At 61.6% G+C, this 12,991-nt stretch carries 12 protein-coding genes; 6 read left to right on the top strand and 6 right to left on the bottom strand.

Annotation, left to right across the window (positions count from 1 at the left end; translation table 11 throughout):
- The first annotated feature begins 1 nt into the window (after window position 1).
- Genes BW967_RS13175 through BW967_RS13165 form a run of 3 tightly spaced genes read left to right on the top strand, consistent with a single transcriptional unit; the run spans window position 2 to window position 3,027 of the window.
- On the top strand, window positions 2-529 hold the full coding sequence (locus BW967_RS13175) for a hypothetical protein (RefSeq protein ID WP_076485560.1): 528 nt from the start codon (window positions 2-4) through the stop codon (window positions 527-529).
- A gap of 1 nt (window position 530) precedes the next feature.
- Window positions 531-923: a response regulator transcription factor gene (locus BW967_RS13170; protein WP_076485559.1), complete on the top strand. Its 393-nt coding sequence runs from the start codon at window positions 531-533 to the stop codon at window positions 921-923.
- A gap of 1 nt (window position 924) precedes the next feature.
- Window positions 925-3,027 (top strand): 3'-5' exonuclease, encoded by a 2,103-nt coding sequence (locus tag BW967_RS13165; RefSeq protein ID WP_076485558.1) that lies wholly within the window; start codon window positions 925-927, stop codon window positions 3,025-3,027.
- Window positions 3,028-3,039: 12 nt separating this feature from the next.
- Here the strand turns inward: BW967_RS13165 and BW967_RS13160 are convergent, their stop codons facing one another.
- Entirely contained in the window at window positions 3,040-4,098 is a 1,059-nt protein-coding gene (locus BW967_RS13160) for a quinone-dependent dihydroorotate dehydrogenase (RefSeq protein WP_076485557.1), read from the bottom strand.
- Window positions 4,095-4,433 carry a DUF952 domain-containing protein gene (locus tag BW967_RS13155; protein WP_076485556.1) on the bottom strand — a complete coding sequence of 113 codons (339 nt, stop codon included), beginning with the start codon at window positions 4,431-4,433 and terminating at the stop codon, window positions 4,095-4,097. The genes BW967_RS13160 and BW967_RS13155 overlap by 4 nt, the downstream gene beginning before the upstream one ends.
- Before the next feature lie 147 nt (window positions 4,434-4,580).
- Here BW967_RS13155 and BW967_RS13150 point away from each other — a divergent pair, with 147 nt between their 5' ends.
- Window positions 4,581-6,149 (top strand): bifunctional metallophosphatase/5'-nucleotidase, encoded by a 1,569-nt coding sequence (locus BW967_RS13150; protein ID WP_076485555.1) that lies wholly within the window; start codon window positions 4,581-4,583, stop codon window positions 6,147-6,149.
- Between the two features lie 94 nt (window positions 6,150-6,243).
- A complete protein-coding gene (locus tag BW967_RS13145) occupies window positions 6,244-6,930 on the top strand; it encodes a D-lyxose/D-mannose family sugar isomerase (protein WP_076485554.1) in 687 nt (228 codons plus the stop codon).
- Between the two features lie 39 nt (window positions 6,931-6,969).
- Here BW967_RS13145 and BW967_RS13140 read toward each other — a convergent pair whose 3' ends face one another.
- Together BW967_RS13140 and puuE are read right to left on the bottom strand one after the other, a co-directional pair.
- Window positions 6,970-7,800, bottom strand: a complete 831-nt coding sequence (locus tag BW967_RS13140; RefSeq protein ID WP_076485553.1) for a bifunctional allantoicase/(S)-ureidoglycine aminohydrolase — start codon at window positions 7,798-7,800, stop codon at window positions 6,970-6,972.
- Window positions 7,797-9,212 (bottom strand): allantoinase PuuE, encoded by a 1,416-nt coding sequence (puuE, locus tag BW967_RS13135; protein ID WP_076485552.1) that lies wholly within the window; start codon window positions 9,210-9,212, stop codon window positions 7,797-7,799. The genes BW967_RS13140 and puuE overlap by 4 nt, the downstream gene beginning before the upstream one ends.
- Before the next feature lie 97 nt (window positions 9,213-9,309).
- On the opposite strand from puuE, the gene uraH reads away from it, so the two are divergent.
- Entirely contained in the window at window positions 9,310-9,666 is a 357-nt protein-coding gene (gene uraH, locus BW967_RS13130; protein ID WP_076485551.1) for a hydroxyisourate hydrolase, read from the top strand.
- A gap of 6 nt (window positions 9,667-9,672) precedes the next feature.
- Here the strand turns inward: uraH and BW967_RS13125 are convergent, their stop codons facing one another.
- Both BW967_RS13125 and BW967_RS13120 read right to left on the bottom strand, forming a co-directional pair.
- The gene (locus tag BW967_RS13125) at window positions 9,673-12,285 is read right to left on the bottom strand and encodes a methyl-accepting chemotaxis protein (RefSeq protein WP_076485550.1); all 2,613 of its coding nucleotides are present in this window, start codon (window positions 12,283-12,285) and stop codon (window positions 9,673-9,675) included.
- Between the two features lie 19 nt (window positions 12,286-12,304).
- Complete coding sequence (locus BW967_RS13120) at window positions 12,305-12,874, bottom strand: hypothetical protein (RefSeq protein ID WP_076485549.1); 570 nt, start codon at window positions 12,872-12,874, stop codon at window positions 12,305-12,307.
- Window positions 12,875-12,991: the final 117 nt, after the last annotated feature.

Raw genomic sequence — 12,991 nt, 5'->3', positions numbered from 1 at the left:
AATGACCAATGATTTCATTATCATGCTCGCCGCAGGTGCGTTTGCGGGGTTGATGGCCTTTTTGATCCGCCATTCCGCGCGCAAGCTGCTACGCCTTGAGGTGCCGAAATGGATCATGCCTGCTGCCGCGGGCCTTGCGATGCTCGGCATCACGATCTGGGGCGAATATAATTGGTACGCGGCAGCCCGCGACGGCCTGCCCGAAGGCACGGTGGTGTTGCAAACCAACTCTGAATCGATGCCCTGGCGCCCGTGGAGCTATATTTGGCCGGTGACGAACCGTTTTGTTGCGCTTGATACAGCCAACCGGGCCAAGCCCGCCCCTGATGTTGTGGTGGCCAATCTTTACCTCGTGGCGCGCTGGCGGCCGGTCCAGCCTGTCACTGTTGCTTACGAGTGTACCGGCCACCGCCAAGCCATTCTGGGAGGAGAGGCGGCGGTGAACGCGGATGGGTCTTTGAGTGCAGGCGAATGGTTGCCCGCGCCGATGCCAGACGCGGGGTTAAATGCCGCCTGCACGGGAGGATAAGATGGCAGACGGGGGGAGAAAACGGCGCGTTTTGATTGTCGAAGATGAAGACAATATCGCGATTGCGCTGGACTATCTGATGAGCCGCGAAGGGTTTGAGCATGACCGGATCGCAAGTGGCCGAGGCGCGCTGGAACGCATTCGCACCGAACAGCCCGATTTGGTGCTGCTTGACGTGATGCTGCCCGAGGTGTCGGGCTATGAGATTTGCCAAGAAGTGCGCGCGGATCGCGGCTTGGCAGATGTGAAAATCCTGATGATGACGGCGCGCGGCTCGGCGATGGAGCGGCGCAAAGGCTTGGCGCTTGGGGCCGATGGCTTCATCGCAAAACCCTTTGAGCTCAAGGAACTGCGCGACGAGGTGCATAGGCTTTTGGACGCAGAGGGGGCGTGAGATGAACCTTGCCCGGCTGAGCCTGCGTCTGCGCGTGTTTTTGTTTTTCGCGGCGCTCGCCTTGGGCAATATTGCGGCGCTGGTAGCGGGGCTGGTCTTTGGCTTTGAAAAGCTGGGCGAGCCAGAGGCGCTGGATGGGTTCATCATTGGTGGCGTGGTGGCGGGCTTTGTGATCACCGGGCTGATCACCGCTGTTTGGTTCTTGTTCGATGAAAACCTTGCCAAGCCGATTGAGCGGCTGGCGGGGGGCATTCGCGCGCGCACCCATGCGCAGGTGGAAACCGAGCTTGATGCCGAAACCGCGCGCTATTTGGGCGATTTGGCCCCGGCAGCGGCGGCGATCACCCAGCATTTGAACGAAACGCGCTCTGCGCTGACCGAATCCGTGCAACGCGAAACGACGCGTCTTGCGCAGGAAAAAGAGCGGCTGGAAACGCTCTTGAGCGACGTGCCGGTGGGAGTGCTGCTTTGCACCGCCGAGCACCAGCTTGTTTTCTATAATGGCCAAGCGACCGATCTTTTGGGCGGGACCCATGCGCCGGGGCTTGACCGCCGGGTGTTTGATTATTTGCACCGCGCGCCGATTTGCCATGCCTATGAGCGGCTTTTGGAAACCGATGACCCGGATGCCGCCTCGGATCTTTTGTGTGCCAGTGTGGCGGATGGCAAAACGCTTGCCGCGCGGATGCGGCTTATTTCTGAGGGCGAAGACCATCACGTGACCCGCCGCGCGGGCTATGTGCTGACGTTGCGCGATGTGTCGTCTGACATGCGCGCCCATGCGAGCCGCGAAGCGCTGATGGATGAGTTGTTTGACCGCATCCGCCGCCCTGCCGCCGCGTTGCAATCGCTAACTGGCGTGTTGATTGCCGATGATGGCCCGACGGAACCCGAGGCGCGCGCGCAATTTCGTGGCGCGGCGCGGGCCGAAGCGGCCAACCTTGGCGCGGCGATCCACACGCTTTTTGAGCGGCACGAGGCGATGCGGGCCGATTGGTGGCCGCTTGCGATGATCCGCGCCTCCGATTTGGGCGAGGCGGTGCGCGCGCGCCTCGCCGCGCAAGAGGGCCCCGATCTGATGGCGGTGACCGCGCCCTTGATGCTGCGGCTTGAAGGGTTTGAGATGGTCTCGCTTTTGGCCATGCTGGTCGCACGGCTGGGGCCGGAGCGGGGCGATATGCGCCTTGAGATCACCGAAGAGGGCGCGGGTGCGTTGATCGCGCTGGAGTGGCGCGGCCCCCAGGTGCCGATTTCAGAGCTGGAAAGCTGGCTCGATGATCCGCTGCAAGTGGGGATGGAAGATGTCACCGGGCGGCGGGTGATTGCGGCCCATGCCTCTGAAATCTGGCCCGAAAATATGGGCGATGGGCGCGGGCGGATTTGCCTGCCATTGCGCGAGGCGCGCCGCGTGTCCAAACGCCCGCCGCCGGTGCCGCGCGCTGTGGTGTATGACTTTGACCTGCTTGGCCGCGCGCGCGAGGGCGAGGTGGCCAAGACGCCGCTGGAGAACCTGAATTTTGTGGTCTTTGACACCGAGACCACCGGGCTCTTGCCCAGCGAAGGCGATGAGATCGTGCAAATCGCGGCGGTGCGGATTGTGAATGGCCGCCGGGTCGAGACCGAGGTGTTTGACACTTTGGTCAATCCGGGCCGCCATATCCCCGAAGTTTCGACCGCGGTGCATGGCATTTCCGATGCGATGGTGGCCGAAGCCCCGGATATTATTGATGTTGGGCGGCGGTTTCACAAATTTGCCGAAGGCGCCGTGCTCATTGCCCATAACGCCCCGTTTGATATGGAGTTTTTGCGCCGCAAAGAGGGCGCGATTGGGCTGAGTTTTGACAACCCCGTGCTCGATACGGTGCTGCTTTCGGCGGTGGTGTTTGGCCAGTCAGAGGTGCATAGCCTTGATGCGCTGACCCATCGGCTCGGCATCACCATCCCCGAAGAGGCGCGCCATACCGCGATTGGCGATACCGTCGCCACGGCGGATGCGTTTTTGAAACTGCTGCCCGCGCTCAAATCGCGGGGGCTGTTGACCTTTGGCGATGTGGTGGCCGAGGTGCGCAAACACGGGCGCTTGCTGAAAGACCTGAACGGTTAGGGGCGCGGCGCCTTAAAGCCAGCGGTCGCGCCCGGTCCCCACCGCCTCAGACAGATTGGCAAAACCATCGCGGGCCAGCAGCGCATCAAGCCCGCGCGCAATATCGCCCGCAAGGCTTAGGCCGTGATAGACCATCGCAGAATAGATCTGCACCGCGCTCGCACCAGCGCGGATTTTTTCATAGGCATCTTCGGCTGAACCAATGCCGCCCACGCCGATGATCGGCAATTTTCCCTCGGTCAGTTTGGACAGCTGCGCAAGGATGCGAGTGGACTTTTCAAACAAAGGTGCGCCCGAAAGCCCGCCCATCTGGCTTGAATGTGCACTTTTCAAACCTTCGCGCGAAAGCGTGGTGTTGGTGGCGATCAGCCCATCAATGCCAGAGGCGCGCGCCACCTCGGCCACATCTTCCAATTCTGCCGGGGCAAGATCGGGGGCGATTTTCAAAAACACCGGGATCGGTTTGGCCAAACCATCGCGTGCGGTGATCACCCCCGCAAGCAGCGCGGAAAGCGCGTCTTTGCCTTGCAAATCGCGCAGTTTCTCGGTGTTGGGCGAACTCACGTTCGCCGTGGCAAAGTCGATCTGCGCGCCTGCGCGGGTCAGAACCTGCGCAAAATCGGCGGCGCGGTCGGCGCTGTCTTTGTTGGCGCCAAGGTTGAGCCCCACCGGGATGCCCGCAGGCCGCGCGGACAGCCGGGTGGCGATTGGCTCCACGCCTTCGTTGTTGAAGCCAAAACGGTTGATCACCGCGCGATCTTCGCTCAGCCGCCAAAGGCGCGGGCGCGGATTGCCCTCTTGCGCGCGCGGTGTGGCCGCGCCCACTTCCAAAAAGCCAAAGCCCGCGCGCATCAGCGCAGGCAGCGCGACGGCGTTTTTGTCAAAGCCCGCAGCAAGTCCCACCGGATTGGGCAGATCAAGCCCCGCAAGCTTGGTGGCCAGCCGCGCGCCCGTCACCGGGCCGGGCAGCGGCACCGCGCCCATGCGCAACGCCGAAAGGGCCAGCCCATGCGCGGTTTCCGGGTCGAACTGGTGCATCAGCTTGAGACCCAGTTTCTCGATCATGCTCATAGCAAGCCCTCGGGGAAAATATGGCCCGAGACGCCCAGCGGAAGCGCGGTATCCCATGCCACGTCTTCGCGGCGCAAGGCCCGGTAAAGATGGGGGAAAAGCGCGCCGCCGCGCGACACTTCCCATTTCAGCGCGGCGCCCAAAGGCTCAGCGGCGACGGCCACCAGAACCAGATCGCTTTCGGAAGCGAAATGTTTTGCGGCGGTTTCCACCACCTGCGCGGCGGTGGAGAAATGAATGAACCCATCGGCCAAATCAATCGGCGCGCCTAAGGTCTTACCTGCGGCGCAAAGGGCATCCCATTCGGGGCGGCGGAAGATCTTGTAGATCAGCATGGGCTTTTCATGGACCTTGCCTTGAAAATCGTCAATCCCGACGATGCATTGGGCAGCAGATGAAAAGGCAGGCAGTGGCTGGCACGGGCTTTGACAGCGCTGCGGCTTCACGCCACACTCAGCCCATTCCCAACTCCGGAGGATTTCATGACCCGCCGCCTTTTGCTGAGTTCCGCAGCGCTGGTGCTGATGGCTGGCACCGCGCAAGCCGATTACACGCTGCATGTGCTGCACACCAATGACCTGCACAGCCGCATTGAATCGATCAACAAATATGACAGTACCTGCTCGGCAGAAGATGAGACCGAGGGCAAATGCTTTGGCGGTATTGCGCGGGTGGCGGCCAAGGTGGCCGAGATGCGTGCGGACCTTGCGGGCGAGAATGTGATCTTGCTTGATGCGGGCGACCAGTTCCAAGGCTCGATGTTCTACACCACCTATAAGGGCAAGGACACGGCCGAGTTCATGAGCGCCATTGGCTATGATGCGATGGCGGTGGGCAACCACGAATTTGACGATGGGCCAGAGGCTTTGGCGGCCTTTGTGGATGCGGTGCCGTTCCCGCTGGTCTCAGGCAATTTGGATGTGAGCCAATCTGATCTGTTGAAAGACCGCATTCACGGCACATACGTGCTGGAGGTCGGCGGCGAGAAGATCGGCATTATCTCGGCGCTGGCAACCGATACGGTGGAGACCTCTTCGCCGGGGCCGAATGTGCTCTTTCAAGATGAGATTGAAAGCCTGAAGGCCGATGTGGCTGCGCTTGAGGCCGAGGGCGTGACGAAAATCATCGCCATCCCGCATACGGGCTTTGTGAAAGACCAAGAGATTGCCGCCGCCGTGCCGGGGCTGGATGCGGTGGTGGGCGGGCATAGCCACACGCTGTTTGGCGAGGGCGGCGAAGCTTACCCGACGATGGTGGGCGATGTGCCGGTGGTCTCTGCCTATGCCTATTCGAAATACCTTGGCCATTTGGTGCTGACCTTTGACGATGCGGGCCATCTGAAATCGGCCACGGGCGAACCGATTTTGCTTGATGCTTCGGTGACGCCGGACCCGGTTTTGGCGGCGCGGGTGGCCGAACTGGCGGTGCCGATTGCCGAGGTGCGCGAGGAAGTGGTGGCCGAGGCCGCCGCCGCGATTGAGGGCGCGCGCGAGGTTTGCCGTGCGGGCGAATGCGCGATGGGCAACCTTGTGGCCGATGCGATGCTTGACCGGGTGAAAGACCAAGGCATTTCCATCGCGATTGCCAATGGCGGCGGGCTGCGCGCCTCGATTGACGCGGGGCCGGTGACGATGGGCGAGGTGTATACCGTTCTGCCGTTCCAAAACACGCTTTCGACCTTTGAGGCGAAAGGGTCGGTAATTTTGGCCGCGCTGGAAAACGGGGTGAGCGAAATTGAAGAAGGCGCAGGGCGTTTTCCGCAGGTGGCCGGGCTGAAATACAGCTTTGACCCCGCCGCCCCCGCAGGCAGCCGGATCAGCGATGTGATGGTGGGCGCGGGCGAGGCTTGGGCGCCGCTCGACCTTGAGGCCAGCTATGGCGTGGTGACCAACAACTTCATGCGTGGCGGTGGCGACGGCTATAAGATGTTCGCGACCGAGGGGATGAACGCCTATGACTTTGGCCCTGATCTGGCCGATGTCACGGCGGAGTATTTGGCCGCGCATGCGCCCTACACGCCCTATACCGATGGCCGCATCACCCAGAAATAAGCCTTTCCAAAGGCTTGAAAGGCGGGGGCTTCGGCCCCCGTTTTTTGTTGCGGGGCGGGGCGCTTTCGTCAAGGCTGGTGCCAAGGAGGCCCCCATGAAACGCTCAGAAATCAATGAAATCATCCGCGATGCGGATCGGTTTATCCGTTCTTTTGGCTATATTTTGCCGCCCTTTGCCTATTTCTCGCCCGCAGAGATGCAGGCCCGGCGGGGCGAGATTGAGGGGATCGTCTCGGCCCGACTGGGCTGGGACATCACCGATTACGGGCAGGGGGATTTTGCCAATCTGGGGCTCTTTTTGTTCACCACCCGCAACGGGCGCGCGGAGGATTTAGCGCGCGGGTCTGGCATGTGCTACGCCGAGAAGATCATGATTTCGCGGCACAATCAGATCTCGCCTATGCATCGGCACGTTGTGAAGGCGGAAGATATCATCAACCGCGGCGGGGCCAGTTTGGCGATTGAGATGTTTGCCTCCGATGCCGCGGGGCAGATTGATCCGGGGGCCGAAGTTTTGGTGGCCTGCGATGGCGTCACCAAGCGGCTTGCGGCGGGGGAGGTGCTCTACCTGTCGCCCGGAGAAAGCGTGACGCTGATGCCCGGCAATTGGCACAAGTTCTGGGGCGAGGGCGGCGATGTGCTGATTGGCGAGGTTTCGACCGTCAACGACGACCGCACCGACAATATCTTTCGCGAGCCGATCGGGCGCTTTGCCCAGATCGAGGAAGATGAAGACCCGCTTTACCTGCTGGTTTCGGATTACGAGGCTTGGTTGGGCTAAAGTGCGGTTGGCCCGGACTGGTCGCCCGGGCCAATAGGTTTACCGCCCCAAAACACCGCCCAAACGGGCGTGGCGGTTGACGTCTTTGTAAAGCAGGTAGCGGAACGGGCCGGGCCCGGCGGCGTAACACGCCTGCGGGCAATAGGCGCGGAGCCACATGAAATCGCCGGCTTCCACCTCGACCCAATCGCGGTTGAGTTTGTAGACCGCTTTGCCTTCCAGCACGTAAAGCCCGTGCTCCATCACATGGGTTTCCTCAAACGGAATGAGCCCGCCGGGTTGGAAGGTGACGATATTCACATGCATGTCGTGGCGCAGATCGGTCGGGTCGACAAAGCGCGTGGTGGCCCAGCGGCCTTGGGTGTCGGGCATCGCCACCGGGGCAATTTCGCGCTCGTTCGTCACGAAAGCTTCGGGGGTCTCGATCCCCTTGACGGGCTCGTAGCGCTTGCGAAGCCAGTGAAAGCGCAAAGGATCATCGGCGCCGTTTTTCACCGCCCAGTCGCAGCCCGGCGGAATATAGGCATAGCCGCCCGCCGAGAGTTCATGCTCCTGCCCATCAAGGGACAGCCACATCGCGCCTGAGGTGATGAACAGCACATGCTCCACGCCCTCTTCGGTTTCGGGGCTGTCAGAGCCGCCATCGGCGCCCACTTCCATCACATATTGGCTGAAAGTTTCCGAAAAGCCGGTCATCGGGCGGGCGATGAGCCACATTTTCGTTTCGCTCCAACCCGGCAAGAAGCTGGTCACAATGTCAGAAAAGCAGCCCTTCGGGATCACTGCATAGGCCTCGGTGAAGACCGCACGGCCTGTCATCAGCGCGGTTTGCGGCGGCAGCCCGCCGGGGGGGGTGTAATAGTCACTCATGCGAAAACCTCTTTCAGGCGGTGCCAAGCGATGCGCTCCACTTGCGCGCAGGCCTCGGCAAATTCGGTGGCGCGGTCGTTTTCGAGCCGGCGTTGGAAGGCGGCAAGGATCGTGGCCTTGGTGTTGTCTTTCACCGCGATGATGAAGGGGAAGCCGAGTTTCGCGGTATAGGCGGCATTCAGCCCCTCAAAGGTGGCGCGCTCGTCATCCGTCAGCGCATCCAGCCCGGCGGAGGCTTGCTCGGCGGTGCTTTCTGCTGTCAGTCGTTTGGCCTGGGCGAGCTTGCCCGCAAGGTCCGGGTGGGCTTGCAACACGGCCAAGCGCTTGTCTTCGGGCGCGGCGCGGAAGGCACGGGCCAGCGCGCTCGCCACGCCTTCATGACAATCATGCGCGGGGCCAAGCTCCAACCCATGCGCGACCTCGGCCACCCAAGGGGAATGTTCGTAAATGCCGCCAAAGGCTTGGACAAAATCCGCTTGGCTCATTTTGCTGGGGCGGTCGAGCGCTTTGGGCGGATGGGTCGCGGCCCAATGGGCGGCAATCTCGCCGCGCGTGGCAAACCAAACGCCTTCATGGCTGCGGGCATAGTCCAAGAACCGCTTCAGGCCAGCCACTTTGCCGGGGCGACCAATCAGCCGACAATGCAGCCCGATCGAGAACATCTTCGCCGCGCCCGCCTCGCCCTCGGCATAAAGCGTATCAAAGGCGTCGCGCAGGTAGGTGAAGAACTGCTCGCCCTCAATATAGCCCGGGGCCGTGGCAAAGCGCATGTCATTGGCTTCCAGCGTATAGGGGATGATCAATTGATCACGGTCGCCGACGCGCTTCCAATAGGGAAGATCGTCGTCGTAAGTGTCTGAAATCCAATCAAAACCGCCTTCTTCGGCGGTGAGCCGCACGGTGTTGAAGGAACAGCGCCCCGTATACCAGCCGCGCGGGCGTTCGCCCACCACTTCGGCGTGCAGGCGGATCGCCTCGGCAATCTGGCGGCGTTCTTCTTCTTCGGGCATGTCGCGGTGTTCGACCCATTTCAGCCCGTGGCTGGCAATCTCCCAGCCCGCCGCTTTCATTGCGGCCACCTGTTCCGGGCTGCGGGCCAGCGCGGTCGCCACACCGTAAATGGTGATCGGAAGGCCCATCTCGGTGAACAGGCGGTGCAGGCGCCAAAAGCCCGCGCGCGCGCCGTATTCGTAAATCGATTCCATATTCCAATGGCGCTGGCCGGGCCATTGCGCGGCGCCCGCAATATCGCTCAGAAACGCTTCGGAGGCCGCATCGCCATGCGCCACGCAGTTTTCGCCGCCCTCTTCATAGTTCAGAACCAACGAAATCGCGACCTTTGCGCCCCCCGGCCATTGCGCATTGGGGGGATGGGCGCCGTAACCGCGCATGTCTCTGTCGTATCGGGTCATTGTTATCTCCACGGCAACCGCTTGCCGTGGCGAGGATTTCAGGTTTTTCTCGGAAAGGAAATCAACAGTTTGCGCTTGCGCGCGCAAAGGAGACCCAATGGCAGGATATCTGACAACGCATGTGCTGGATACGGCGCGGGGCTGCCCGGCGGCGGGGCTGCGCATCGTGCTCAGCCGGATCACGGAAACCGGGGCCGAGGTGTTGGCCGAGCGGGTCAGCAATGCCGATGGCCGCACCGATACACCGATTTTGCCTGCCCAAGACTTCGCCTGCGGGGTCTATGAGCTGATCTTTCATGCGGGCGATTACCTGCGCGGCAGCGGGCAAGGCGGGGCCGAGCCGCTGTTTTTGGATGTGGTGCCCATTCGCTTTGGCATCAATGATGAAGGGGCACATTACCATGTGCCCCTACTTCTCTCGCCTTACGGCTATTCGACCTATCGCGGTAGCTGACGCGGCTTAGAAATCTTCCCAGTTGTCCTCAGCCGGGGTGGATTTCACCGCCACAGCGGTCAGGCCACCGCCACCAGCGCGGCGCGCCGGTGCGGGCGGCGGCGGGGCCGGGGCCTTATTGGCCGGGGCAGGCGGTGCCGCCGGTTTGGCTGCCGCTGCTGCGGGGGCCGGAGCAGGCGCAGCCGCGGGCATTTTCGGCGTGTTCGCGGGCATCCCGACGTTGAACCGGCCCATCGTCATCGCCAGACCATCGGCCTCGCGCACCAGCGATTGGCTGGCCGCCGAGGTTTCTTCGAACATCGCGGCATTGTGCTGGGTCACCTGATCAAGCTGGGTGATCGCGGTGTTCACCTCGCTCAGGCCCGCCGATTGTTCGGAGGTGGCCGAGGTGATTTCCGACATGAAGGTCACGATCGAACCGACCGAGCCCTGAATGCCTTCAAGCGCATTGCCCGCTTGGCCCACAAGATCCACACCGCGTTTGACCTGCGCCGAGCTGTCAGAGATCAGCGCTGCAATTTCACGCGCCGCTTCCGAGGAGCGTTGCGCCAGCGCACGCACTTCCGAGGCGACAACGGCAAAGCCGCGCCCAGCCTCGCCCGCGCGGGCGGCCTCGACCCCGGCGTTCAGCGCCAGAAGGTTGGTTTGGAACGAGATTTCCTCGATCACCGAGGTGATTTTGGAGATTTTGTTCGAGCTTTCCGAAATCTCGCCCATCGCTTGCACCGCTTCGCGCACCACTTGGCCGCTTTCTTCGGTGTTGCGGCGCGCTTTCGTCACCATGTCATTGGCTTTGAGCGTGCGTTCGGCCGCCGATTTCACCGAAGCGGTGAGTTCGTTCAGCGCGGCGGCGGTTTCTTCCAGCGTGGCGGCCTGTTGTTCGGTGCGACGCGACAGATCATCGGCGGCGCGCGAGATGCTGCCCGACTCGGTGTGGATCGTTTCCGAGTTTTCCATCACGATCTGCATCGCATCGCGCAGTTTCGCGGTGGCTTCGTTGAAGTCGAGGCGCAGGGTTTCGTAGTCGCCCGGGAAGGCTTCCGCGATTTTATACGTCAGATCGCCACTCGACAGCGCATTGAGCGCGGCGCGCAGCTTCTCAACGACTCGGCGCTGTTCGGCCACGACGCGTTCGCGTTCGGCTTGGCTACGGGTTTCGCGCGCTTCCACATCGGTCACATCGGCGCCAATGCCAATGACACGCTGAATTTTGCCAGCGCGGTCACGCACCGGGGTCATGGCGCCGTTAAGCAGCACTTCGCCCATCGGCAGTGCCACTTTGAGGCGGCCAATCACGGATTCGCCGCGCGCAATCACCTCAAAGGCCGGTTCGCCCGTGGCGGCGACGGTGATTCCTTGCGAGAAGTCCTGCCCGATCAGCTCGGCTTCGTCCATTTGCGTCATCATGCACATGGCGACGTTGGCAGCGGTCATTTTGCCATCGGGGGTGAATTCCACCCGCAGCTGGGTCGCGTCGATCGCCTCGGTGGTGGCGGCGTTGCGTTTTTCTTCGGTGACATTTTTCCACTCCACCGCATAGCCGAGCACAGAGCCATCGGTATCCGGGATCAGGCTGATCGACAGGCTGTAAAAACCTTTGCCAATCGGGAACTCGCCCGACATCGGCATTCTGTCGGGATTCAGCGCCATATGCTGCTTGGAGCCTGCGCGGTGGAAATAGGTGAAGGGACGGCCCACCAGTGTTTCCGGGGCAAAATCCGGTTTGACGGAGCGGAAATCATCAATGTTCTCGGCAAAAAGCGCCATCAACGCGGGGTTGGTGGCTTTCACATTGCCTTCGCCGTCGAGCAGCATCATCGCCGCGGAGGAGTAGTTATAGGCCGCGCCGCGGAACAAGCCCTCGCGGCTGTCTTCCTCAGACTTGGCGAGTTTTTCGCGGAACGATTCGAGCGATTGCGCGATTTTGCCGATTTCATCCTTGCCGTTGGTCTCGGGCACTTGGGTTTGCAGCGCGCCCCCGGCGATAGAGGCCATGGCATTGGTGATCCGACCAAGACGGGTCGAGATCATCGACCGGAACACGAGCGAGGTGGCGACAAGCGCCACGACCAGAATCGAAATTGCCACGATCAGGCTGTGCCGTATGGAGGCAGAAATCGCGGCGACGGTCGGGTCATCCGACCAGGTCGAAGCGAAATAACCCACCGTGGTGCCATTGGGCAGTTTGACCGGATGGACGTTGGTCAGGTGATCGTCTGAGAAGATTTCCTCTCCCGTTGCGATCGATTCTTGGATCAAGGCGTGCATCGGTGCCAGATCGGAATCGTGGATCACGTAGCTGGCGAGTTCATTGCCTTCTGCATCGGTGGCAATCATCCCGTTCGCCGGGTTGGAGGGATCGTCGATCACCGAAGTGAAGATATTCGAGATTCGCTCGCCATCGCCGAAGCGCACGGGCGCGACAAGCTGCTTGATGATGATCTCGCTCGACCCATGCGCCTGATCTTGCAACTGGTGCATCGCAATATCGGTGGTCGAACGGAGGTTGAGCCAGGTCATCGCAACCACGATGGCCGAGGCCGACAGCAGCACCAGAAGGGCCGCTCGGAAGAAGCTGGAATTAAAGAACGGGACGGATCCGGTCGATTTGGCGCTCATCGCTGGCCTCATGTACTAGTTATTCGATCATTTCGGCGTTGAGGCCGACGGTCATGGCGCCGATGGGCGCGCCGGTTTCAGGGTCGTTGACGGTAAAGGAGGCCTGCACCTGATAAGTCTGCGTGGATTCATCGAATTCCACCTCGCTGACATGCACGGCACCGGCACCTTTCGGGTAGGTTTCTTGGAATTTCGCCTCATCGCCCTGCCAAAAGTCTGAGGTGGGCATGGCTTGCACGACGTTGAGGCCATTTTTGTCCATCACAAAGATTTCGGAGATATGGCCACGCGATGCATGCACCTTATCGCGCAGCGATAGTGACACCGGCAGCGCCAGAATCGCGTCGATCATCGGTTGTTCTGCCCCGTCAATCTCGGCGCGCCATGTTTGGTCGAGCGCGTCGATCTCTTCTTGCGGAATATCCCCGCGTTCGGCATTGGCGGCTTTGACGGCCTCAATCAAAGCGGGATCTTTGGCCCAGCCGCGAAGGTCTTTTTCGACGGTGGCCGCGACCTGCGCCGAAAAATCTTCGGCCAGTACGGGCGCCGCCACAAGGATCAGCGCAAGGGAGAAGAGACGGGTCTTCATGCAGTTGCTCCGGTTTGGGGAACGGATTCCCCGTGTAGAATTGTCGCACAGACTAGCCAGCAACTCTTTACGGGCCGTGAATCGCCAAGAATCATTCCAAAGCGGGGGAGCGGATGC

It is taken from the genome of Rhodobacter aestuarii (genome assembly GCF_900156655.1).
In the GTDB taxonomy this organism is placed as follows: Bacteria; Pseudomonadota; Alphaproteobacteria; order Rhodobacterales; family Rhodobacteraceae; genus Rhodobacter; species Rhodobacter aestuarii.
The sequence above is the reverse complement of the archived record's forward strand: the minus strand, read 5'-3'. Positions and strand labels throughout refer to the sequence as shown.

Coding starts and splice junctions, on each gene's coding strand:
- BW967_RS13120 (WP_076485549.1), bottom strand. CDS start 12,874: ATGAAGACCCGTCTCTTCTCCCTTGCGCTGATCCTTGTGGCGGCGCCC.
- BW967_RS13150 (WP_076485555.1), top strand. CDS start 4,581: ATGACCCGCCGCCTTTTGCTGAGTTCCGCAGCGCTGGTGCTGATGGCT.
- BW967_RS13145 (WP_076485554.1), top strand. CDS start 6,244: ATGAAACGCTCAGAAATCAATGAAATCATCCGCGATGCGGATCGGTTT.
- BW967_RS13125 (WP_076485550.1), bottom strand. CDS start 12,285: ATGAGCGCCAAATCGACCGGATCCGTCCCGTTCTTTAATTCCAGCTTC.
- BW967_RS13175 (WP_076485560.1), top strand. CDS start 2: ATGACCAATGATTTCATTATCATGCTCGCCGCAGGTGCGTTTGCGGGG.
- BW967_RS13140 (WP_076485553.1), bottom strand. CDS start 7,800: ATGAGTGACTATTACACCCCCCCCGGCGGGCTGCCGCCGCAAACCGCG.
- BW967_RS13155 (WP_076485556.1), bottom strand. CDS start 4,433: ATGCTGATCTACAAGATCTTCCGCCGCCCCGAATGGGATGCCCTTTGC.
- puuE (WP_076485552.1), bottom strand. CDS start 9,212: ATGACCCGATACGACAGAGACATGCGCGGTTACGGCGCCCATCCCCCC.
- BW967_RS13170 (WP_076485559.1), top strand. CDS start 531: ATGGCAGACGGGGGGAGAAAACGGCGCGTTTTGATTGTCGAAGATGAA.
- uraH (WP_076485551.1), top strand. CDS start 9,310: ATGGCAGGATATCTGACAACGCATGTGCTGGATACGGCGCGGGGCTGC.
- BW967_RS13160 (WP_076485557.1), bottom strand. CDS start 4,098: ATGAGCATGATCGAGAAACTGGGTCTCAAGCTGATGCACCAGTTCGAC.
- BW967_RS13165 (WP_076485558.1), top strand. CDS start 925: ATGAACCTTGCCCGGCTGAGCCTGCGTCTGCGCGTGTTTTTGTTTTTC.